Source organism: Georgenia satyanarayanai (genome assembly GCF_009193135.1).
In the GTDB taxonomy this organism is placed as follows: Bacteria; Actinomycetota; Actinomycetes; order Actinomycetales; family Actinomycetaceae; genus Oceanitalea; species Oceanitalea satyanarayanai.
In genome coordinates this window covers 353,832-376,516 of record NZ_VUKC01000002.1, presented here as the reverse complement: position 1 = coordinate 376,516, position 22,685 = coordinate 353,832, and the positions used below count along the sequence as shown (strand labels likewise).

The 22,685-nt window shown below is 73.5% G+C and carries 18 protein-coding genes; 6 read left to right on the top strand and 12 right to left on the bottom strand.

Translation table 11 applies throughout. The features are described from left to right. The first annotated feature begins 409 nt into the window (after window positions 1-409). Window positions 410-2,767, top strand: a complete 2,358-nt coding sequence (locus tag GD632_RS04330) for a heavy metal translocating P-type ATPase (protein ID WP_405002517.1) — start codon at window positions 410-412, stop codon at window positions 2,765-2,767. 50 nt (window positions 2,768-2,817) lie between these two features. Here GD632_RS04330 and GD632_RS04325 read toward each other — a convergent pair whose 3' ends face one another. The 9 genes from GD632_RS04325 to GD632_RS04285 all read right to left on the bottom strand — a co-directional run bounded on the left by GD632_RS04325 (window position 2,818) and on the right by GD632_RS04285 (window position 13,979). Further along, complete coding sequence (locus tag GD632_RS04325) at window positions 2,818-3,960, bottom strand: HAMP domain-containing sensor histidine kinase (RefSeq protein WP_152189080.1); 1,143 nt, start codon at window positions 3,958-3,960, stop codon at window positions 2,818-2,820. After that, window positions 3,957-4,679, bottom strand: coding sequence for a response regulator transcription factor (locus GD632_RS04320; RefSeq protein WP_152189077.1), 723 nt, complete (start codon window positions 4,677-4,679; stop codon window positions 3,957-3,959). The genes GD632_RS04325 and GD632_RS04320 overlap by 4 nt, the downstream gene beginning before the upstream one ends. 107 nt (window positions 4,680-4,786) lie before the next feature. Beyond that, a complete protein-coding gene (locus tag GD632_RS04315) occupies window positions 4,787-5,341 on the bottom strand; it encodes a M15 family metallopeptidase (protein WP_226924543.1) in 555 nt (184 codons plus the stop codon). 267 nt (window positions 5,342-5,608) lie between these two features. Next, the gene (locus tag GD632_RS04310) at window positions 5,609-6,442 is read right to left on the bottom strand and encodes a siderophore-interacting protein (RefSeq protein ID WP_152189073.1); all 834 of its coding nucleotides are present in this window, start codon (window positions 6,440-6,442) and stop codon (window positions 5,609-5,611) included. 74 nt (window positions 6,443-6,516) lie between these two features. Further along, window positions 6,517-7,251 (bottom strand): anti-sigma factor, encoded by a 735-nt coding sequence (locus tag GD632_RS04305; protein WP_152189071.1) that lies wholly within the window; start codon window positions 7,249-7,251, stop codon window positions 6,517-6,519. After that, the gene (gene sigK, locus GD632_RS04300; RefSeq protein ID WP_152189069.1) at window positions 7,244-7,843 is read right to left on the bottom strand and encodes an ECF RNA polymerase sigma factor SigK; all 600 of its coding nucleotides are present in this window, start codon (window positions 7,841-7,843) and stop codon (window positions 7,244-7,246) included. The genes GD632_RS04305 and sigK overlap by 8 nt, the downstream gene beginning before the upstream one ends. Before the next feature lie 67 nt (window positions 7,844-7,910). Then, window positions 7,911-9,227, bottom strand: a complete 1,317-nt coding sequence (locus GD632_RS15900) for a copper amine oxidase (protein ID WP_193311333.1) — start codon at window positions 9,225-9,227, stop codon at window positions 7,911-7,913. A gap of 81 nt (window positions 9,228-9,308) precedes the next feature. After that, window positions 9,309-12,191, bottom strand: coding sequence for an FAD-binding and (Fe-S)-binding domain-containing protein (locus tag GD632_RS04290; protein WP_152189066.1), 2,883 nt, complete (start codon window positions 12,189-12,191; stop codon window positions 9,309-9,311). 174 nt (window positions 12,192-12,365) lie between these two features. After that, a complete protein-coding gene (locus tag GD632_RS04285; RefSeq protein WP_152189063.1) occupies window positions 12,366-13,979 on the bottom strand; it encodes an exo-beta-N-acetylmuramidase NamZ family protein in 1,614 nt (537 codons plus the stop codon). A 399-nt stretch (window positions 13,980-14,378) separates the two neighbouring features. Here GD632_RS04285 and GD632_RS04280 point away from each other — a divergent pair, with 399 nt between their 5' ends. From GD632_RS04280 to GD632_RS04260, 5 genes are all read left to right on the top strand, one after another. Continuing rightward, a complete protein-coding gene (locus GD632_RS04280) occupies window positions 14,379-15,713 on the top strand; it encodes an extracellular solute-binding protein (protein WP_152189061.1) in 1,335 nt (444 codons plus the stop codon). A gap of 265 nt (window positions 15,714-15,978) precedes the next feature. Next, entirely contained in the window at window positions 15,979-16,911 is a 933-nt protein-coding gene (locus GD632_RS04275; protein ID WP_152189059.1) for an LLM class F420-dependent oxidoreductase, read from the top strand. Then, entirely contained in the window at window positions 16,908-17,975 is a 1,068-nt protein-coding gene (locus tag GD632_RS04270; protein WP_152189057.1) for an LLM class F420-dependent oxidoreductase, read from the top strand. The genes GD632_RS04275 and GD632_RS04270 overlap by 4 nt, the downstream gene beginning before the upstream one ends. Before the next feature lie 40 nt (window positions 17,976-18,015). Then, the gene (locus GD632_RS04265) at window positions 18,016-18,465 is read left to right on the top strand and encodes a hypothetical protein (protein ID WP_152189055.1); all 450 of its coding nucleotides are present in this window, start codon (window positions 18,016-18,018) and stop codon (window positions 18,463-18,465) included. Between the two features lie 76 nt (window positions 18,466-18,541). Continuing rightward, window positions 18,542-19,885 (top strand): MFS transporter, encoded by a 1,344-nt coding sequence (locus GD632_RS04260; RefSeq protein WP_152189053.1) that lies wholly within the window; start codon window positions 18,542-18,544, stop codon window positions 19,883-19,885. A 1-nt stretch (window position 19,886) separates the two neighbouring features. Here the strand turns inward: GD632_RS04260 and GD632_RS04255 are convergent, their stop codons facing one another. The 3 genes from GD632_RS04255 to GD632_RS04245 are packed head-to-tail and all read right to left on the bottom strand — an operon-like array spanning window position 19,887 to window position 22,575. Then, window positions 19,887-20,777 (bottom strand): macrolide 2'-phosphotransferase, encoded by an 891-nt coding sequence (locus tag GD632_RS04255; protein ID WP_152189051.1) that lies wholly within the window; start codon window positions 20,775-20,777, stop codon window positions 19,887-19,889. A 47-nt stretch (window positions 20,778-20,824) separates the two neighbouring features. Next, window positions 20,825-21,661: an ABC transporter permease gene (locus GD632_RS04250; RefSeq protein WP_152189048.1), complete on the bottom strand. Its 837-nt coding sequence runs from the start codon at window positions 21,659-21,661 to the stop codon at window positions 20,825-20,827. Further along, a complete protein-coding gene (locus GD632_RS04245) occupies window positions 21,658-22,575 on the bottom strand; it encodes an ABC transporter ATP-binding protein (RefSeq protein ID WP_152189046.1) in 918 nt (305 codons plus the stop codon). The genes GD632_RS04250 and GD632_RS04245 overlap by 4 nt, the downstream gene beginning before the upstream one ends. Window positions 22,576-22,685: the final 110 nt, after the last annotated feature.

Below are 22,685 nucleotides of genomic sequence, written 5' to 3'. Positions count from 1 at the left end.
GCAGTCAGCGGCGTCTTGGAGCGGGGCCTCGTCAGGAGGTCCTCGGGGGCCGGCCCCAACGAGGGGTCGTCGCCCGGCCAGACCTGGTTGCCGTCGGCGTCGATGAGGACGAGGCCGTGTCCGGTGAGTCCGGAATGCATGCCAGCCCCAAGGGTGCCGTAGGCCTCGGAGACGGTGCCACCGTCCAGCGCGACGGCAGGTGCCATGGTGGCTGACACGAAGCCTCTTCCATTAGTTGCCGCGGTCCGAAGAGGCATCGACCGAGTGGGGCAGTCGATCGACCTTTCATGAAGAGTCGATGAACATCTCTGCCTCGTGCGGGTGAGTCGGAATGGATCGCTGCTCGGGCTCCTTATGACAGGCGCATATACCCTCCAGGGGTATGCGGAACGATGGAATGAGGGTTGCCATGAGTACGCCACCAGGCCACGATCACGCAGGGCACCGGCCACGGGAGGGTGAGGACCACAGCGCACACGTCCGCCATGACTCCGCGCAGGGTGGCGCAGGCGGGCATGGGGAAGGGGAAGCCACGCACGGGCAAGCGATGCCCACTGCCGGCATGGGTGTCACCGACCCGCTGACCGCCGCAGGACATGACTCGGCCGTGCGCGATGAGCACGCGGAGCAGCCCGGTCACGACAGCGGTCCCGACGTCCACACGCATCACGGCGGTCACGACGCTCACGGCGCTCACGCGGGTCACGGCGGTCCCGGCGACCACGTGGGCATGTTCCGTCGCCTGTTCTGGATCATGCTGGCCCTGGCGGTGCCCACGGTGCTGGTGAACGGGATGTTCGCCGACCTGCTCGGCTACACGCTGCCTGCCGTGCCAGGGGTGGAGTGGGTGTCCCCGGTGCTGGGCACGGTGATCTATTTGTGGGGTGGGCGCCCGTTCCTCACCGGCGCGGTCGGTGAGCTCCGTTCCCGCAAGCCGGGGATGATGTTGCTCATCGGGATGGCGATCACCGTCGCCTTCGTCGCGTCCCTGGGGGCCAGCCTGGGGCTGTTCGCCCACGAGCTGGACTTCTGGTGGGAGCTGGCGCTGCTCGTCGTCATCATGCTGCTGGGGCACTGGCTGGAGATGCGCTCCCTGGCTCAGACGTCCTCCGCACTGGACTCACTCGCCGCGTTGCTGCCCGATGAGGCCGAGCGGGTAGAGGGGAATCTGGTCGTCACGGTTACCCCCGCCGACCTTCGTCTCGGTGACGTCGTCATCGTTCGCCCGGGCGGGCGGGTGCCGGCCGACGGTGAGGTCATCGACGGCGGCGCGGATGTCGATGAGTCGATGATCACCGGGGAGTCGCGGCCGGTGCCGCGCGCAGTGGGGGACCAGGTCGTGGCCGGCACGGTGGCCACCGACAACGCGCTGCGGGTTCGGGTCGCGGCCGTGGGGCAGGACACCGCCCTGGCCGGGATCCAGCGGCTGGTGGCCGAGGCGCAGGCCTCCAGCAGCCGCGCCCAGCTGCTGGCGGACAAGGCCGCCGGCTGGCTGTTCTGGTACGCGGTCATCGCCGCGGCGATCACCGCGGTGGTGTGGGTGTCCCTCGGCGTCCCGGAGAGCGGACTGGTGCGGGCGATCACCGTCCTGGTCATTGCCTGCCCCCATGCCCTGGGCCTGGCGATCCCGCTTGTGGTGTCGATCTCGACCGAGCGCGCCGCCCGCGGCGGGGTCCTCGTCAAGGACCGTGGCGCCCTGGAGCGGATGCGGGTGGTCGACACGGTGCTGTTCGACAAGACCGGCACCCTCACCAAGGGTGAGCCCGCGCTGACCGGTGTCACGGGGACCGGCGGGTATGAGAACGAGGAGCTGTTGCGGTTGGCCGCGGCCGCCGAGGCCGAGAGCGAGCACCCCCTGGCCCGGGCGATCGTCGCAGCCGCCGATCACCGCGGAATACAGGCGCCCCCGGCTGTGAACTTCCGTGCCGCGACGGCCGTGGGGGTGCACGCCACCGTCGAGGGCCGCGAGGTCCAGGTGGGCGGGCCTGCCCTGCTGTCCCAGCACGGCGCCGAGCCGCTGGCAGCGACCGCGTCGTGGGCACAGGCGGGTGCCACCGTCCTGCATGTGATGATCGACGGGCAGGTGGCCGGAGCTGTCGCGCTGGCCGACGAGGTCCGCGAGGAATCGCGGCAGGCGGTCGAGGCCCTGCACCAGCTGGGCATCCTGGTCGTCATGATCACCGGTGACGCCGAACCGGTGGCCCGGGCTGTGGCCGCCGAGCTGGGCATCGACCAAGTCTTCGCCCAGGTGCGCCCGGAGGACAAGAGCGCGAAGGTCGCCCAGCTGCAGCACGAGGGCCGCATCGTGGCCATGGTCGGTGACGGCGTCAACGACGCTCCCGCCCTGGCCCAGGCCGACGTCGGAATCGCGATCGGCGCGGGCACCGACGTGGCGATCGCCTCCGCCGGCGTCATCCTCGCCTCGGACGACCCACGCTCGGTGCTGTCGGTCATCCAGCTCTCCCGCGCCGGGTACCGCAAGATGAAGCAGAACCTGTGGTGGGCCGCCGGCTACAACATCGCCGCCGTGCCACTGGCCGCGGGCGTGCTGGCACCGGTCGGGTTCGTCCTGCCCATGTCGGTCGGCGCGATCCTCATGTCGCTGTCGACCATCGTCGTCGCGCTCAACGCCCAGCTGCTGCGCCGCCTGGACCTCAGCCCCGAGGCCAGCACCGCCGCGGCCCGCGGCGCTCCGCAGGTCAATCCCGCCCGCACGGCGCTGGCAGTCGACCGACGCGACGAGCCCGCGACCACGCACCACCAATAGGGACGTTGCCACCACCGGGTTCCGCGAGGCGGATCCGTGGCGGGGGCCGGTCAGGGTGAACGGTGACCGGGCCGGGGGTCGGCGACCACGGGCAGATCGACGGTGAACAGGGCACCGTGGCCGGGACCGGGGCTGGTCGCGGTCACGGCGCCGCCATGGCCGTGCACGATGGAGTTGACGATGGCCAGTCCGATGCCCGATCCGCCGTGGGCGCGGTCCCGGGCGGCGTCGGCGCGGTAGAAGCGCTCGAAGAGGTGCGGCAGGTGCTCGGCGGCGATCCCGCTGCCACTGTCGCGCACCGACAGGCGCAGCGTGGACCCCGCCCGCTGCGCCTCGAGCTGCACCCGGCCTCCCTGGGGGGTGTGCCGCACGGCGTTGTCCAGCAGGTTGGTGAGGACCTGGCCGAGCCGGTCGGGGTCGGCCGTGAGCACCGTCTGGCGGGCCTCCTCGGTGGCCTCGACCCTCAGTTCGACGCCCTTGTCGGTGAACCTGGCGGCGGCCTGCGCCGCGGCGTCGTCGAGCAACGCACCGACCTGGAGGGCCTGCCAGTGCATGCTCAGGCGTCCCTCCCCGGCGGCGGTGACCAGGGTGATGTCCTGGGCGAGGCGAGCCAGGCGCGCGACCTGCTCGCGCAGCATCCCCACCGTTGGTTCGTCGGCCGTGACCACACCGTCGAGGATGCCCTCGAGGTAGCCGTCGAGCGTGGCGACCGGGGTGCGCATCTCGTGGGCGAGGTCGCCGAGCATGCGCGTACGTGTCTGCTCGATCTCTCCGAGGTCAGCGGCCATGGTGTTGAACGCGCCGGCGAGGTCGTCGAACTCACCGCCCATGTGCACCTCGGGCACGCGTGCGGCGTAGTCACCGCTGGCAACCCTGGCGGCGGCCTGCCGTACGCCTTCCAGCGACCTGGCGATGCGCCGGGTGAGGAAGACACTGACGACGACCGAGGTGAGGAGGGCGGCGAGCAGTGCAAGGGACAGCGACAGCGTCCACGCGGTGGTGAAGGCCTCCTCCGCGTGGGAGACGACTGAGGAGTCCGCGGGCTCGGCCATGAGCATGTGGTCGTGGAAGATCTCCGGGCCAATGGCGGCGGCGACAGCCCATGCGGTGGCGGCCGCGACGAGGACGACCGCGACGATCGCCGCGAGCAAGCGGGCGCCGAGCCCCCACGGGCGGCGTGGTGTGGCGCTCACTGGCCGGTGCCCATCCGGTAGCCCACGCCGCGCACCGTCTTGACGAACCTCGGCGCGGTGGCGTCATCCCCGAGCTTGCGCCGCAGGTGAGCGATGTGAACGTCGACGAGGTGCTCATCGCCCACCCAGCCCGGTCCCCACACCAGCTCGATGAGCTGGCGGCGGGACAGGGCCATGGTCGGGCGGCTGGCCAGGGCGGCGAGGACATCGAACTCGGTGCGGGTCAGCGCCACGGGTTTCCCCTCGATGAATGCCTCCCGGCCCAGCAGGTCGATGGTCAGTGGCCCGAACGACGCACCGGCCCCGTGCGGCCCGGTGTCCTGGCGTGGGCGGCGCAGCATCGCCCGCACCCGAGCGACGAGCTCGCGTGGGCTGAAGGGTTTGGTGACGTAGTCATCGGCGCCGACCGACAGCCCGATGAGTTTGTCGACCTCCTCCACGCGAGCGGTGAGCATGACGATGTAGCAGTCGGAGAACGTGCGCACCGTCCGGCAGACCTCGATGCCATCAGCACCGGGAAGCCCGAGGTCGAGAACGATGACGCCCGGGCGCCACTGACGGGCCCGCTCGATCGCGTCGCTTCCGTCGCCGGTGACCTGGACCTCGAAGCCGTGACGCTCCAGGTAGCTGGCGGCCAGCCGCGCCAGCGGGGCTTCGTCGTCGACGACCAGCACACGGGGCAGGTTCACGTCAGGAGGGACCGTCGTCATGCCGCCCATTCTCGCCGTCGGCGTGGCCGACCGTTCCAAGCTCGCCGGACGTCGGACGCGTCCGTACGGAGTGTTGAGCGTCGCGGCTGCTCTCACATCTGGGTGCTTTTCCAGCGTCAGGAGGGCTGGAACGCCCAGTGCCAGGGCTCACGGGGGGTGTCCTCGACGAACCCGAACCGAGCGGCGTTTGCACGCATCCATGCCTGCGCCGATGGGTCGAGGTCGAGGTCCACGGCCATTCCCCAGCCGTGCTGGCTGGTCCCAGGCTTGGCGCCCAGCCCGCCCTCGGAGTACAGACCCTTGCGCCGCACGACGTCGACCTGCACGTCGTAGGAACGGTAGGAGTCCGTGACGCCGATGGAGACGCCGTCGGCCGCAGCTGCCGACAAGAGCTTCTCGAACGACTGAGCGGCGGGCGCCCACAGTCTGTGGCCGGTCGCGCCCACCGGCTCGAGTGCGTCACGCGGGATGCGGCCGTTGCCGTACGCCGCGAGCTCGACCGGCACACCGTCGCCGTTGAGCTCGAAGGACGCTCCGACGGTGGAGGTGCCGGCCGGGGCGGTGTCGGCGACCGCGCGGGCGAGGATCTCTGAGAATGCTGTGGCAGCGCCTGCGGCCGGCTGCACGCGCGGGGCCGAGATCGCGCCGAGGGTCACCTCGATCTGTGCCATGCGCTGCGAGATGGCGAGAATTCCGTCCACCGACACTCCGTTCGTCGTCTAGGACGTCCTATCGGCGCGGAGTCAGCCCTCCTTAGCGAGACACGCCACCCAGGCTGTCTCACTGCGCGAAGGCGCGCGGAGACTGCGGCGCAGCGGCGGCTCGCGGGGTCAGCGCACGGGGGGCGTGTGAGGCGTGGTTCCCGTGAGGAGGACGGGCCCCGCGACGTAGGATGACGCCGACGCGCGGTGCTTCGCACCTGGTGCCCAACTGATTCGTCAGTCGGTGAAGATCTTGCCCACCGGCTCGCGCTTCTCGGCCTGGAACCTGTCCTCGGTGCGGCCGTAGGCCCAGTACCCGGAGATCGAGACCTGGGAACGCTCGAGCTCCCGGTGGGAGAAGAGGACGTCGCGCAGCGCCTTGACGGCCTCGCGCTCGCCGTGGGCGAAGGCGCAGACCCGGCCCTCGCGCCAGGGCAGGGTCGCTGCGGCGTCGGCGAGGATCGTCGTCGTGCCGGCCGGCGCGGTGCCGCGGTGCAGCCAGCGCACCTCCACGCCCGCCGGGGCCAGCAGCGGCAGCTCGTCCTCCGGCCCGCCGACCTCGATGAGCGCGTCGCCCACGGCGTCCGCAGGCAGTGCCTCGAGGGACGCGGCGATCGCGGGGAGGGAGGACTCGTCCCCCAGGAACAGGTGCCAGTCCGCCGTCGGGTCCGCCCGGTAGGCGCCCCCGGGGCCGGAGAGGACCACGCGCTCGCCCGGCTGGACCCGCTCGGCCCACGGGCCGGCGAGCCCCTCCGCGCCGTGGACGACGAAGTCGATCGCCAGCCACTGCTCCGCCTCGTTGACCTCGCGCACGGTGTAGGTGCGGGTCACCGGCAGGTCCTCCGGCGCCAGCTGCTCACGCAGGGCGGCGACGTCGTAGGGCGGCTCGAGCCCGAGCTCGGGCTTGACGAAGAAGACCTTGACGTAGCTGTCGGTGCACTCGCTGCGCTGGAAGGAGGAGAAGTTCGGCCCGCCGAGGTAGAGCCGCACCATGTGCGGGGTCAGCTGCTCGCGGCGGATCACCTCAAGGATCGTCTGCGGCTTCCGGCGGCGGACAGGACGGTCGGTCACGGATCTCCTTTGAGGCGAAACTATGGCACTTTCCACTGTACGCCACGCCTCTTCGCCGCCTCGGGCGGGTGTTCTCAACCGGACGCGGCGAGCGCGACCACCGGGTCGCTCGTGGGCTGGGTCGAGCCGCCCTCGGGCTCGACCGTCATCGCGATCGTCGCCCCGGCCGGGAGACCCGCGAGCTCGGCACTCGCCTGGCCCGAGGCCACGGTGAGCACCCCGGCGGACCGTGCACCGGCGTCGTCGACGACCCACAGCTGGTAGACCTCCTCGCTCGTGAGCGGAGGGAGGTCGCGGGCGGAGAACACCGACGTGCCGGACCCGACGACGGCGACGGCACGCCCGCCCCCGGCGACGTCCGCGGCGAGGAGCTGGGCTCCCGGCTCGGCGAGCGCCTCGGCCACCGTCGTGAGCTGCTCCTCGGCCTGCGTGGCGCGCTCGTGCTGCTGGACCGCGATGACGCCGGGAACAGCGGCCGCCGCGAGGACGACGGCGGCGACCAGCCACCGGTCGCGCCGTCGCGCACGGACCCGCGCGAGGTCGACGACGACGCCGTCGTCCTCGGAGTCGGTGCCGGCCGCGTCCTGGGGAGTCCGGGAGACGCGGTCGAGGACAGCGGCGCGGAGCGCCTCGGGCGGGGCCTCGCTCGCGCCCGACGCGAGGAGCGCGGCGACCTCCCGCAGCGCTCGCGCCTCCTCGGCGAGCGCCGGGTCCGCGGCCACGGCACGCTCGACGGCGGCGGCCTCCTCGGGGGTGACCGCGTCCAGCGCCCAGGCGGGCAGCAGCTCGCGCACCTCGTCCTCACGCATGGTCGTCCACCCCCAGGCAGTGGCGAAGTCGGGTGAGACCGTCCCGGATCCGGGACTTGACCGTGGGCAGCGCAACGCTGAGGTCGTCGGCCACCTCGCGGTAGGTGCGTCCGCGGTAGAAGGCCCGGACGACCGCGTCGCGCTGGAGGTCGCTCAGGCTCTCGAGGCACTCGCGCACCCGGGTCTGCTCCACGTCGCGCTCCACGCTCTCCTGGACGTCGTCGAAGGGGGGTGAGTACTCGCGCCGGGCCGCGAGGTCGTCGCGGGAGCGCTGGGCCTGCACGGACCGGACGCGGTCCACGGCGCGGCGGTGCCCCATGGTCGTCACCCAGGCACGGGCGCTGCCTCGCGCCGGGTCGAAGCGTGAGGCGGTGCGCCAGACCTCGACCATGACGTCCTGGGTGACCTCGGCCGCGAGGTCGGGGTCGCGCAGCACACGCCGGGCCGTGCCGTAGACGGCCGGAGCGGTCGCGTCGTACACGAGGGTGAAGGCCTCCCTGTCCCCGTCCGCCACCCGCGCCAGGAGGGCGGCGAGGTCCGGGGTGCCCGGGGGTGCCGGCGTGCCGGCACGACCGGGACCGAGGGAGCTCATCGGGCAAGTGTGCCCGACCGCGGTCCCGAGCGGCGGGTGGGAGCCCCACCCACCGCCCGGGGAGCCGTCAGGAGCCCTGGACGAGCGCGGCGTTGAGCGAGTCGATGGCGCCGGCGAGGGTCTGGACGTGCATCGCCAGTCCCTCGGCGACGGCGTCGGCCGGGAGCTCGCCGCCGGAGATCTCCTCGAAGAAGGCGCCGGCCTCGCCGCGGTACGCGTCGAGCTCGGTGAGCGCGGCGTCGGCGGCCTCCGTGTCACCCGTGGAGACGGCGACGGCGTAGTCGACGAAGTAGCCGATGTGCTCGCGCCACAGGCCGAGGAAGGCCTCTCCCTGCTCGGGGCCGGCGAGCGAGCCGACCGCCTCGGACAGGGCGACGCTGTTCGCGTCGAGCACCTCGGCGGCGGCGGTGAACGCCTCCGACTCGGTCCCGCCCTCGGCGGTGTACGCGGTGAAGACGGCGACGCCGGCGAGGTAGACGTGCTCCTGGAGCAGGGCGGTGAGGTCGGCGCGGAGCGTCGCTGCCTCGTCCGCGGGGTCCCCGGACATGTCGGTCGCCGTGGCCAGGCCACCGGAGATGACGGCGGCGCCCTCGCCGACGTGGGCGGCGGCCTCGCGGAGCGAGGCGTAGGCCTCGGGGCTGCCCGCGGCGAGGTCGTCGATGGCGGCGCCGAGCGTGGACACGTGCATCTCGAGCGAGGCGGCGATGTCCGCGGCAGGGAGCTCGCCCCCGCTCACCTCCTCGAAGAAGGCTCCGGCGTCCTGCGTGTAGGCCTGGAGGTCCGCGAGGGCGGCCTCCTTCCCGGCGTCGTCGCCCTCCGCGGCGGCGGCCGCGTAGTCGACGAAGTAGCCGATGTGCTCGCGCCACAGGGCGAGGAAGGCCTCGCGCTGCTCGTCGCCGGCGAGCGAGCCGACGGCGTCGGCGAGCGCGACGGAGTTGTCGTCGAGCGTCGCCGCCGCGGCCTCGAACTCCGGGGAGTCCAGGCCGGTCGTGTAGCCCGTGGCGACCGCGATCCCGGCGAGGTAGACGTGCTCCTGCAGCAGGGAGGTCATCGTGGCTCGCAGCGTGGCGGCGTCGGAGTCGACCTCACCGGGGATGTCGAGCGCCGCGGCGAACCCGGCCGCGAGCGTCGCCGCGGTCTCGGGCATGTGCTGCGCGGCCGTGCGGGCGTCGGCGAAGGGGTCGCCGGTGCCCATGGGCATGACGGCGCTCATCTCGCCGTCCTCCATGGCGTCGGGCTCCGGCGCCATCGTCGTGGTCTCCTGCTGGGTGGGCGTGGCGCCGGTGTCCTCGTCGGTGTCGGCGCCACAGGCAGCAAGGCTCAGGGTCAGCGCGAGTGCGGCGGCGACGGCGGCCGAGGTGCGGGTCGGGCGGAGCGTGCTCATGTCATTCCTCCAGGGTGGTCCTGCGCTGTCACCTGGGGTTCGGAGCACTCGGGCACCCGGATGGGTCGGACTTTCGGGCGACTACCGCGTGGCCTCCTCGAGGAGCTCCAGGACGTGGCGGTAGGAGCGGCCGGTCGCTGCGCTCAGGCCCATCTCGCACGTGCGGTTGCACGACGCGTAGGCGTCGAAGGGTCCGTCCACGCGCTCGACGGCGGCGAGCTCGGCCGCCTCCCGCTCGGTGGCGCCCGCGGGGAGCTCGGGATGCAGCATGCCGCGGTCCCCGGCGGTGCCGCAGCAGCCCCACTCGACGGGGACCGTCACCTCGCGCGCCACGGCGCCGGCGACGGCGGCGAGGTCCTCCACGGCGCCGAGGTGGACGGCCGAGCACGTGGGGTGGACGGCGAGCCGGTCGAGCTGCTCCGTCGTGGGGACCTCGAGCCGCTCGAGCAGGTGCTCCCTGGTGAAGGTCACGGCGTCCACGACGCGGACCCGCGCCCACCGCTCGGCCGCCTCCCCCGTGAGCCGCGCACCGATCGACTCCAGACCGTGGGTGCAGCTCGTCGCGTCGCACACGAGGGGCAGGCGACCACCGTCGGTCAGCGACCACACGGACTCGGCCACCCGGGCCGCCATCGCGGCCGCACCGTCGACGAGGCCCTTGGACTCCCAGACCGTGCCGCAGCACAGGCCGTCGATGCCCTCGGGGACGGCCAGCCGCATGCCGGCCCGGTCGCACAGCGCCGCGAACGCGGCCGACACTCCCGGCCCGCCGCCCTCCGCCGCGAAGAGCGAGCCGATGCAGGCCGGGAAGAACACCGCGTCGTGCCGCGCCGGTGACAACTCAGCTCGCGGCGGCATGTCGGGTGTCGGCGAGGGGGTGGCGGGTGGGACGGGGAGGGTGCTGCGGGGGCGCCCGGGGCCCGGGAGCGTGCCGTCGACCTGCGGGAGCAGGTCCCGGCCCCGCTGCCCGACGACGGCGCGGGCGGCGCGCGTCGTCGTGCCCAGGACCGGCCCGGGCACGTGGTCGGCGACGGCGAGGGCGCCGCGGAGCGCCGCCGTCGCCGGCTCCCACGCCTGGGCCAGCCGACGCCCGACGGCCTGGGCGACCGGCCCGTTCGCCGCGGCCCGCCGCTGCTTCATCACCGCGCCGGTGTCGATGTCGACGGGGCAGGCCACCCGGCACAGGGAGTCGGCCGCACAGGTCTGGACGGCGGCGTAGTCGTAGTCGCGCTCGAGCTCGGCGCGCCGCGCCGGGCCGGAGTCGGCGGCCTCGCGGAGCAGCGCGATCCGCTGCCGCGGGGTCGTCGTCGTGTGCCGCGACGGGCAGGCGGGCTCGCAGAAGCCGCACTCGACGCAGCGGTCGAGCTCGGGGTGGACCCGCGGGTAGCGCTTGAGGTCACGCAGGTGGATGGTCGGGTCCTCGCTGATGACGACGCCGGGCGCGAGGACGCCGCGCGGGTCGCACAGCCGCTTGATCTCCCGCATCACCTCGTACAGCTCGTCGCCGTACTGGCGCCGGACGAACGGGGCCATCATCCGGCCGGTGCCGTGCTCGGCCTTGAGCGAGCCGCCGGCGTCGAGGACGAGACCGGCGAGCTCCTCGCTGAAGGCGGCGTAGGCGTCCCGGGCGCGGGGGTCGCCGAGGTCCGGGCTGATCATGAAGTGGAGGTTGGCGTCCTTGGCGTGCCCGAAGGTCACCGCGTCGGCGTAGCCGTACCGGGTGAGGAGCCCCTCCAGCGAGCGCACCGTCCCCGACAGCGCGGGGCCGGGCACGACGACGTCCTCGAGCATCGCCGTCGTCCCGGTGGGACGGGCTCCGGCGACGGCCGCGTACAGGCCCTTGCGCACCTGCCACATCGCCGCCCGCGAGCGCGGGTCGGTGCTCAGCGGCGTCGCGACGACCGGTGCGGTCCCGGCCAGGAGCGGCTCGGCGCCGGCCACCAGGCCGGCGAGGCCGTCGGGAGAGGCGTGCTGGAGCTCGACGAGCAGTGCGGTGTGCCCGTCCACCGCCAGCTCCCGCAGCACCGGGTCGGCACCGGGGTCACGCTGCGCCACCCGCAGGGCCGCGGCGTCCATGAGCTCGACGGCCACCGCGCCGGTCGCGGCGACGGCGGGCAGCGCGGCGGTCGCCGCCCCGATCGAGTCGAGCACGAGCAGCGCCGTCGCGGCGTGCGGCAGCAGTGGCACGGTCCGCAGGGTCACCTCGGCGAGGTAGCCGAGGGTGCCCTCGGAGCCGACGACGAGGTGGGCGAGGATCTCGACGGCCGTGTCGTGGTCGAGCAGCGCGTTGAGCCCGTAACCCATCGTGTTCTTCATCGAGAACTGGTGCTCGACCGCGCGGCGCAGGTCGGGGCGGGAGCGCACGTGGTCCCGCAGGCGCAGAAGTCCCGCGTGCAGCCCGGGCTCGCGGGCGGCGAGGAGGGCGTCGGCGTCCGGGGCCGCGGTGTCGAGGACCGTGCCGCTGGGCAGGGCGAGGACCATCGAGTCGAGGGTCCGGTAGGCGGTGGCCGCCGTGCCGGACGTCATCCCGGAGGAGTTGTTGGCGACGACCCCGCCGATCGTGCAGGCGATCTCGCTCGCCGGGTCGGGGCCGAGGCGCCGGCCGAAGCGGGCGAGGGCCGTGTTGACCCGCCGCAGGACCGCGCCGGGGCGGCACCGCACGCGGGCGCCGTCGTCGAGCACCTCGACGTCCTGCTGGTGGCGGCGCACGTCGACGAGGACGCCGTCGGTCACCGCCTGCCCCGACAGGCTCGTGCCGCCGGCGCGGAAGGTGAGCGGCACGGGGACCGGGGAACGACCGGCCGCGGCCATGACGGCGGCGACCTGCTCCACGGACGTGGCCGTGACGACCGCGCTCGGGCGGAGGAGGTAGTGGGAGGCGTCGTGGGCCAGCCGCGCGCGGTCGACCTCCCGGGTGCTCAGGGCGTCCGGCCGTGCGGCGGCGGCGATCGCGGTCAGGTCCACCGCGGGCTCCTCGCCGCCGGCCGCGTCCTCGGCGACAGCTCGACTGTCGGCGACAACTCAGCTCTCGGCGACAACTCAGCTCTCGGTGACAGGTGAGCTGTCGGCGCCCGCGGGCCGAGGGGCGCGTGGGCGGGCCCGGCACCTGCGCTGAGGTGCCGGGCCCGCCCACCCCTGTCAGAGGGAGTCACGCAGCGCCACCGCGCGCTCCCGCAGCTCGGTGGCCGCCTCCTCGCTCAGCGTGTCCGGCCGCTTGGGCGCGTCGAGGTGCTGGAGGAACCGGTCGAGCGAGCGCCCCGCCTGCTCGGTGCGGCCGGCGTCGAGATGCCGCTCGGCCTGGTCGAGTGCCGTCGTGAGCTGGCGGACGATCGGGCCGGCGACCGCGCCGTCCGCGACGTAGCCCTCGAGCGCGGTACGCAGGTGGGTGAGGGTCGCGTCGTCGTAGAGCCGGTAGTCGTCGGCGACGTCGTCGAAGGCGGCGAGCTCGTCCTGCCAGCCCGCGATGATCTCGTCGGGGTCGACCCCGGCCTCCAGCTGCAGGCGCACGTCCTTGTCGCCGGTGAGGCGGTCGATCCAGCAGGTGTCGGCCTCCGTCTCGCAGCGCTGGTCGGGGTAGATGGTGCCCTCGCGCCAGTCCACGCCCTCGGTGTCGTAGAAGGCCTGGAGCACGTGGAGCCCGGTCCGGACGGGGACGTAGGCGGCCGGGTCGGTGATGTGGAGCTGGACGCCGCCGGAGAGGCGCCCGGCCTGCTTGCTCGACGTCGGGTTGGCGAACATCGGGCGGAAGTGCACGCCCTCGAGTCCGCGGGAGTTGAGGTCCTCGGCGAGCTCGTAGGCCTCGAGCTCGTTGATCTCACCGTGCCCGATCCACAGGAAGGGTGTCGTCGTACCGCGGCCCTCGGAGGCGTCGAGGGACTCGATGAGGCCCGTGCCCGCGTACGCCCACGCCGTCTCGATCGTCGGGATGTTCGGCGAGGGCAGCACCCACTCCAGCCCGTAGCCGGTGACGAAGTCGTCGGGGTCGTACCCGGTCATCTCCACGACGTGGAAGCCCTCGACGGGCTCGTCCAGGAGCTCCCCGTTGAAGAGGGAGGCGAGCTCACCGACCGTGAGGCCGTGCTGCATGGGGATCTCACGGAGCCCGACGAAGGAGGACAGGGTGGGGTCGAGGACCGGCCCGTCCATGCGGTCCCCCAGCGGGTTGGGCCGGTCGAGGACGACGAACTCCTTGTCGAACTCGGCGGCGGCGTCCATCGCGTAGTACATCGTCCAGATGTAGGTGTAGAAGCGCGCACCGATGTCCTGGATGTCGAAGAGGAGGACGTCGACGTCCTCGAGCATCTCCTCCGTGGGCCGCTGCGTGGCACCGTAGAGCGACCACACGGTGAGGCCGGTGCGCGGGTCGACGTAGCTCTCGACGCTCGCCCCGGCCGGCGCGCCGCCGAGGATGCCGTGCTCGGGTGCGTAGAGCGCGGTGAGCTCGTAGTTGCCCTCCGCCTCACCGGCGATGAGGAGGTCCATCGAGTGGGTGAGCTCGGAGTCGACGCCGGTGGGGTTGGTGATGAGACCGACCCGCTTGCCGTCGAGCAGCGCGAGCTGGTCGGGGTCCGAGAGCAGCCGCTCGACACCGAGCTCGACCGTCGGGCCGGACTGGGCCGGCTGCTCGGTGGCCGCCGGTGCGGCGGCGGGCTGCGGTGCCGACGTCGCGGCACCGATCGAGCCGCCGACGAGGGCGACGGCGGCGGCGGCGCCCAGCGCCGGGCTCCACTGCCTGAGACGTCGTACGAGCATCACGTGTCCTTTCACGGTGGGTGGCGGGGCGACCGCTCCCTGCTCACGACGCCCCCTCGCCTCGTTGGCGGCGGGTCCCCCCACCCGCCTGCAGCCACTGTGGCCCACAACACCCTCCGACGTCAAGAACTGTCATCCCACCCGCCCCCCAGGTCACCAACTTCCACACCACCCCACCCCACCCGCCCCGCCCCCACCCCGCCATTGCCCCAAATGGGCAGTTCGACGACGGAACTGCCGGCCTCCGCGTCGCACACCCGACCATTTGGGCGGAGGGGGGTGGGGGCTGGGGCGGTTTAGGTAGCGTCATGGGACTTTCCGGTTCGCGTATCGGAGTGGTCATGCGACGGCCTGTCGGACGGGTAGCCTGGGGGACGGTCGAAGCACTGGGAGGACCTCATGGACCGCCGCGCGCGAGCCCGCGCAGGTGCCGCACTCGCGGTCGCCGCGGTGATGGCGGCCTGTGGCGAGCCTGCGGGCGACGACGTCGGCACCGACGCCACCGCCGGCATGTCGACGTTGACCTTCCGCCTGTGGGACGACGCCGCGGCGGCCGCCTACCGCGAGTCCTTCGACGCCTTCAACGCCGTCCACCGCGACATCCATGTCGAGGTGGAGGTGGTGCCCGAGGCCGACTACTCCGAGCGGGCCGCCTCCGACCTCGCCGACGGCACCATGGCGGACGTCTTCTGGACGACGAGCGACAACGTCGCCGCCCTGGCGCACACCGGGGAGGTCCTCGAGCTGCGCGAGACGCTGGGGGAGGAGCTCGGCGACGACTGGGAGCCGGCCGTCACCGGGCTCTACACCCGTGACGACGGGCTGTGGGCGGTCCCGCAGCTGTGGGACTCGACCGTGCTCTTCTACAACACTGCCCTCGTCGAGGAGGCCGGCGTCGACCCCGCGGCCCTGGCGTGGGACCCCGACGCCGTGCGCGAGAAGATGCCCGCCGGTGGGGTGTCCGCGCCGCCGCGGGCGGACACCCTGCGCGAGGCGGTCGGGGCCCTCACCCGCGACGAGGACGGCCGGGCAGCCACCGAGAACGGCTTCGCCGCGGACGACGTCGCCCAGTACGGGTTCAACCCCGACCTCACCGCCCCCGCCGTCTGGCTGCCGTACCTCGCCGAGCTGGGCGGCGTCCCGGAGACGGGTGACGACCTGTCGCTCACCAGCCCGGAGGCCCGGGACACCTTCCGCTACCTCACCGAGCTGTCCGCCGTCCCACCCACCGCGACCCCTGCCCGCGACCTCTTCGCCAGCGGCGACCTCGCGCTGTTCCAGGCGACCTCCGCGGAGATGCGGCACTTCGCGGGGACCACCGGGGTCGACTGGGGCGTGGCGCCCGTGCCGAGCGGCCCGAGCGGGCGGGTGACCGTCGTCGACGGCGTGGGTGCGGCCGCCAACGCCGCCACCGAGAACCCCGAGGCGACGACCGAGGTCCTGCTCTGGCTCGCCTCCACCGACGGTCAGTCCGCCCTGGCCAGCCACGGGGTCGGCGTGCCCGCCGCCACGGGCGCGCAGGACCTCTACCTCAGCTCCTGGTCCGACCGCGGCGTGGACGCGACCGCCGCGGTCGACCCGGAGGCGGTCGTCACCGCCGCGAGCGGCTCCCGCGCCCGGGAGGTCCTGGAGTCCGTCCGCCCGGTCCTCGAGCCGATGTTCCGGGGGGAACGACCGCTGGCCGAGACCTTGTCTGCCGCCCAGGCCACCGCCGAGCAGGCTCTCGGGTCCTGAGCGCGTTAATCGCGTGACAGCGCTCGTGCCGGCTTCCTACCCTGATGACCACACGGGAAAGGAGGTGGTCCGAGACATGAGCTCTATTTGGACGCGTGAGGTGGCTGCCCGCTAGCAGTCCACGGACGGACCTGCCGGTCCCTCCGCCGACGGCGGCGAGATCCCGGCAGTCACCGGCACCCGCGGGAGCCGTGGCTCGTCCACCACGGCACCCTGGCCAGGCCAGGAGCCCGCGGGTGCTCCCATGCCCTGGCAGGCTGTGCACATGGACCTTCGCATCTTCACCGAGCCCCAGCAGGGCGCCTCCTACGCCGACCAGCTCGCCATGGCGCAGCGTGCCGAGCAGCTCGGCTTCTCCGCCTTCTTCCGTTCCGACCACTACCTGCGTATGGGCGACGGCGACCCGCTCCCCGGCCCGACGGACGCCTGGACCACCCTCGCGGGCCTCGCGCGGGAGACGTCGACCATCCGTCTCGGCACCCTCGTCACCTCCGCCACCTTCCGCCTGCCCGGCGTGCTGGCCATCCAGGTCGCGCAGGTCGACGAGATGTCCGGGGGCCGGGTCGAGCTCGGCCTGGGCACGGGCTGGTTCGAGGAGGAGCACCGCGCCTACGGGATCCCCTTCCCGGACAAGCGCTTCGGTCTCCTCACCGAGCAGCTCGAGGTCGTCACCGGCCTGTGGTCCACCCCGGTCGGTGAGACCTTCAGCCACGACGGCGCGCACTACACCCTCGTGGACTCCCCCGCCCTGCCCAAGCCGCTGCAGGACCGGGTGCCCGTCGTCGTCGGAGGCAACGGGCCGCGCCGCACACCGGCGCTGGCGGCGCGCTTCGGGACCGAGTACAACCAGTCCTTCCCCGAGAAGAGCGGGATCGCCGCCCAGCGCGACCGGGTCCGCGCCGCCTGCGAGGCCGTGGACCGTGACCCCGACGAGCTCGTCTACTCCGTCGCCCTCATCGCCTGCGTCGGCAGCGACGAGCAGGAGGTCACCCGCCGCGCCGCGACCATCGGCCGCGAGCCGGAGGAGCTGCGCCGCAACGGCCTGGCCGGCACGCCGCAGGAGGTCCTCGACGGGATCGCGGCTCTCGCCGAGCAGGGGATCACCCGCGTGTACCTCCAGTGCCTGGACATGACCGACCTCGAGCACCTCGACCTCATCGCCTCCGAGGTCATGGCCCACGTGGGCGCGGGGGCATGACCGACGACGGCGCGCCCCGCCTGCCGCTACGGGTGGGCCTGCACCTGGGCTACTGGTCCGCCGGCCCGCCGGCGGGGGCGGAGCGCGCCGTCGAGCTCGCCGAGGCCGCCGGTCTCGACTCCGTGTGGACCGCCGAGGCCTACGGGTCGGACGCGCTGACGCCGCTGGCGTGGTGGGGCGCGCGCACGACGCGGCTGCGGCTGGGAACCGCCGTCGCCCAGATCTCGGCGCGCACCCCGACGGCGACGGCGATGGCCGCGCTCACCCTGGACCACCTGTCCGGGGGGCGCTTCGTCCTGGGCCTGGGCGCCTCCGGGCCGCAGGTCGTCGAGGGCTGGTACGGGCAGCCGTACCCGCGGCCGCTCGAGCGGACCCGCGAGTACGTCGACGTCGTCCGGCAGGTGCTGCGGCGTCGGGCACCGGTCGAGGTGGAGGGCCGCCACTACCACCTGCCGCTCGAGGGTGAGGGCACGACGGGCGAGGGCAAGGCGCTGCGCCCGACCCTCCACCCGCTCCGGGCGGACCTGCCCATCCATCTCGCGGCACAGGGGCCCAAGAACGTCGCCCTCGCGGCCGAGATCGCCGACGGGTGGCTGCCCGCCTTCCACTCGCCCCGCCTGGATGGCTGGGCACGGGAGCAGCTGGACGCGGGCTTCGGCCGCCGCTCCCCCGACCTTCCGCCCGCGGACCGGTTCGAGGTCAACGTCAGTCTGCCGGTGGCGACGGGGAGCGACGTCGAGGCGGCGGCGGACCTGCTGCGTCCGCACATCGCGCTGTACGTCGGGGGCATGGGGTCCCGGCGCGCGAACTTCCACCGCGACGCTGTCGAGCGGCTCGGCCACGAGGCCGCCTGCGCGGAGGTCGCCCGCCTGTGGGCGGCCGGTGACCGCGAGGGCGCCGCCCGGGCCGTGCCGACCGAGCTCGTCCTCGACGTCGCGCTGGCCGGGCGGCCCGAGCAGCTGCGCGAGCAGCTCGCCGCCTGGCACGGCACGGTCGTGACCGGCGTCCTCCTCCAGCTGCCGCCCGCTGCCGTCCCCGCACTCATCGAGGCCCTCGCGGCCTGATCCGTCCCGCCGGCCAGGGAGGGGGCGGTACGGTGCCGGCGTGAGGGAGATCGAGATCGTCGACCGCGCTCCCGTGCTCGTCGTCGGCATGCCGGTTCTCGCCGGTTTCCACGAGCTCGGCACACTCGTCCCGGCGGCGTGGCGGGCCCTGTCACGCTCCCTCGGGGACGACGACCGGCCCCTCGCCGAGCTCAGCGTCGACCTCGGGGACGGGCGGTACCACGAGACCGTCGGCGTCCTCGTCCCCCTCGAGGACGCGGCACGGGTCCGGGTCCCCGGAGCGGTCGGCTCCCTCGTCCCCGGCGGCGCCTGGGCCCAGATGGTCCACGACGGACCCGTGCACACGATCGCCGAGACGTTCGGCCGCCTGCTGGCGTGGGCAGCGGAGCAGGGTGCACGTCCGGGGCCGCACAAGCTCGACGTCGGCTACCGGCTCGACGGCGCCGCGGAGCGTCACACCCTCGCCGTGGAGCTCTCGCCCGCCCCCTGACAGCGACGGGTTGTGCTCGCCCTGAGTAGAAGTGCTACGCTCGCGCCGACCCACGCCCCTCCAGGGAAGGCACGCCATGGTCCGGCCCGCCGCCGACACCCCCGTCCAGCAGTCGCTCACCCGCGCCCAGCGGCTCGACCGGCTCCCGTTCACCCGCGCCCACCGCAAGCTCCTCGGCGGGTCCGGGGTGGGCTGGGCGCTGGACGCGATGGACGTCGGCCTCATCTCCTTCGTCATCGCCGCGCTCGGCCAGGAGTGGGGGCTCACCGACGGCGAGAAGTCCTGGATCCTGTCCGTCGGGTTCGCCGGGATGGCGATCGGCGCCAGCGTCGGCGGGCTCCTCGCCGACCGGATCGGCCGCCGGCAGGTCTTTGCGCTCACCCTGCTCGTCTACGGGCTGGCCACCGGCGCCTCTGCGCTCGCCACCGGCGTCGGCGCCCTCATCGTGCTGCGCTTCCTCGTCGGCCTCGGCCTGGGTGCCGAGCTGCCCGTCGCCTCGACCCTCGTCAGCGAGTACGCCCCGAAGCGGATCCGTGGGCGCGTCGTCGTCATCCTCGAGGCCTTCTGGGCGGTCGGCTGGATCGCGGCCGCGCTCATCGGCTACTTCGTCGTCCCCGGGGAGAACGGGTGGCGGTGGGCCTTCGTCATCGGGATGGTCCCCGCCGTGTACGCGATCTACGTCCGGCTGCGGCTGCCGGAGTCGGTGCGCTTCCTCGAGCGCAAGGGACGCGTGGCCGAGGCGGAGGCCGCCGTGCGGGTCTACGAGGACGCCGCGGGCCAGGCGCCGGTGCCGTCCCCCGCCGTCGCCCCGGAGACCGCGGCACCGCACTGGCGCGAGCTGTGGGCCGCGCGTTTCCGGCGCCGCACCGCCGCCCTGTGGGTCGTGTGGTTCGGGGTCAACTTCGCCTACTACGGCGCCTTCAGCTGGCTGCCGTCGCTGCTCGTGGACCAGGGCTTCTCGCTCGTGCGCTCCTTCGAGTACACGCTCATCATCACCCTGGCCCAGCTGCCCGGGTACGCGCTGGCTGCCTGGCTCATCGAGCGGTGGGGTCGCCGCTCCACCCTCGCCTCCTTCCTCGCCGCCTCCGCTCTCGCCGCGGTCCTCTTCGGCCAGGCCACCACCGTCCCGGCGATCATCGCCGCGGGGATGGCGCTGTCGGCCTTCAACCTCGGGGCGTGGGGCGCGCTGTACGCGGTGAGCCCGGAGATCTACCCGACGGCGCTGCGGGGCACGGGCTCGGGAAGTGCGGCCGCCTTCGGGCGGCTCGCGTCGATCGCCGCGCCGCTCACCGTCCCGCTGCTCCTCGCGGCGGGTGGTTCCGGGCTGGCGTTCGCCACCTTCGGTGTCGCGTTCGTCGTCGCGATGATCGGGTCGCTCTTCCTGCCCGAGCTCCGTGGCGCGGCGCTCGAGGAGGAGTAGCTCAGGGGGCGCCGAGCTGGGCCTGCGCCGCCGCACGGTGCTCGGGCCGTCCGGTCGTCAGCGCGTAGATCCCGTAGCCGACGGGACCGGCGGCCATGAGCGCCTCGCACCTGTCGGTGAGCCGCGGTCCCCAGTCGCGCCCGCCCGCCGCGGTGTAGGCGCGCAGCGTCGCGGCGAAGGCGTCCGGCGGGGCGAAGGCGTGCTGGTACATGAAGTCACGTGCGGGGTCGTCGCCCCGCGCGGTGGTCCAGTCGAGAACACCGCTGATGGCGCCGCTCTCGCCGATGAGGACGTGTGCGGGATAGAGCTCACCGTGGGTGAACACCGTGGCCTCCGGCCACAGCTCGTCGTCCTCGAGCCAGGCATGCAGCCGGTCGAGCAGCTCGGGGTGGACGTCGTACTCGCCCTCGACCCGGGCGACGTCCGCCCGCCATGCCTCGCGCACGTGCTCGGGGCTGCGCACCTCCACACCGAGCTCGTCCGCCTCGGCGAGCGGGACGGCGTGGAGGTGTGCCAGCAGCGACCCCAGCTCGGCGGCGTAGCGCTCGGACGCCGGGTCCACGTGCCACGTCACGTCGTCGCCCGCCAGGGTGAGGCCTGGGAGGCCCGGCAGCAGGGGATAGGCGACGAGGTCGTCGGACATGACGTGCCACTCGGGCACGGCGATGTCGCGCAGGTAGCGCGAGGCCAGGGCCAGGGCCGCCTCCTCCTGCCACAGGACCTCCCGCATGCCGGCCCGTCGGGGGATCCGCAGCACCCAGTCGCGGCCGTGGACGTCGGTCGCGTAGGCGACGCGGAAGTCGAGCCCGGCGTCGTTGTAGCTCAGTGACGCCGGGTCGAGCCGAAGTCCGTGACGGCCCGCTCGCGCGACGAGCTCCTCACCACCACCCATCCTCCCACTGTGGCAGCGGCCTCACCTGTGCGCACACCAGGGCCGGCTCACACGTCGCGGCGGCGCAGGGAGACCGCACCGGCGACGAGCCCCAGGACGGCGTACCCGGTGACGACGGCCACGCCCTGCCACGGGCTGAGCACCTCGTTGGTCCACATGAGGCCCGAGGTCCCGATGAAGGCGACGGCGGCGGGCAGGGGCATGAGGCTGACGAGGTCCTGCACCCAGTCGACGGCGACGAACTGGAGCACCCCCGGCACGAGCAGCAGGAGACCGAGAACAACGGTGATGGTCCCCGCGGTGTGCCGCACGACGGCTCCCAGCCCGAGCGCGAGGAGCGCCACGGCGACGAAGAAGAAGGCAACGCCGCCGAAGGCCTGCCAGGTGTGCGCCTGGTCCAGACGCGGGACGAGGCCGTGCTCGGACAGGGCCGGAGCCGAGGCCAGGGTGGCCGCGACGAGGCTGAGCACGGTCGTGAGGACGGTCACCGCGACGAGCGCCGCCCCCTTCGCGGCGAGCACCGGCAGCCGGGAGGGCACGGCGGCGAAGGTGGAACGAGCCATGCCCGTGCCGAACTCCCCGGTGATGAGGAGGGCTCCGAGGACGGCGAGGGTCACCATACCGATCTGGAAGCCGACGACGACGAGCTCTGCTCCGTGAGCCTCGACGCCCGCACCGGCGGCGGAACCCACGAGGTCGTCGGCCGTGGGGGCGACACCGACGGCGAGGAGCGTCATGGTCACCGCGGTGACGGCCACCATCCACCACGTCGAGCGCAGCGACAGGAGCTTGACCCACTCGCCGTGGAGCACGCCGAGGAGACTGAGGTCGCCCGTGGTCGCGGTGCCGCGGGTCTGTGTGGGATCGCTGAGGATGGTGGTCATCGGGACATCTCCGTCGTCGTGGCGCGGTACTCGACCGCGGATCCGGTGAGGTTGAGGTAGGCCTCCTCGAGGCTGGCGCGGTGGAGCCACAGCTCGTGGAGGGCGATCCCGCGGCGGGCGGCGAGCTCCCCGACGGCCTCCGTCGTCGTCCCCCGCACCCGGAGGGTGTGGTCCGCCTCGTCGACGCTGTGGCCGTCGGCGCGGAGGTGCGCCGCGAGCTCCCCGGCGTGGGGCGACCGCACGGCGACGACAGCGCCGGTCGCGGCGTCGATGACCTCCTGCACCGGTCCGGCCGCGATGATCCGGCCGCGACCGATGACGAGCAGCTGGTCCGCGGTCATCGCCATCTCGCTCATGAGGTGTGAGGAGATGAGGACCGTCCGTCCCTCCGCCGCGAGCCGACGCACCAGGGTGCGCACCCAGGTGACCCCCTCGGGGTCCAGGCCGTTGACCGGCTCGTCGAGGATGAGGCAGCGAGGGTCCCCGAGCAGGGCGACGGCGATGCCCAGCCGCTGCCCCATGCCGAGGGAGAAGCCGCGCACGCGCTTGTGCGCGACCGCCGCGAGACCCGTCAGCTCGAGCACCTCGTCGACGCGCGCCGCCGGGATGCGGTGGCTGGCCGCGAGCGCACGCAGGTGGGACCGGGCGGTCCGGCCGGGGTGCATGGCCTTGGCGTCGAGCAGCGCGCCAACCTCCCGCAGTGGCGAGCGGTGGTGGCGGTAGGGCCGTCCGTTGACGGTGACGGACCCGGAGGTCGGCCGGTCCAGGCCGACGATCATCCGCATCGTCGTCGACTTCCCGGCGCCGTTGGGTCCGAGGAACCCGGTGACGGACCCGCCGGGGATGGTGAAGCTGATGCCGTCGACGGCGATCTTCTCGCCGTACCGCTTGGTGAGGTTCCGTGCCTCGATCATGGTGAGCCTCCGTCATCGCTCCCCGGGTGTGCCCCGGGGTGTCGGAGCCAGTCAACCGACCAGGCGGCCGTGCGGGATCGGGGGCCGACCCTCGTCCGTCCCGGGTCGCA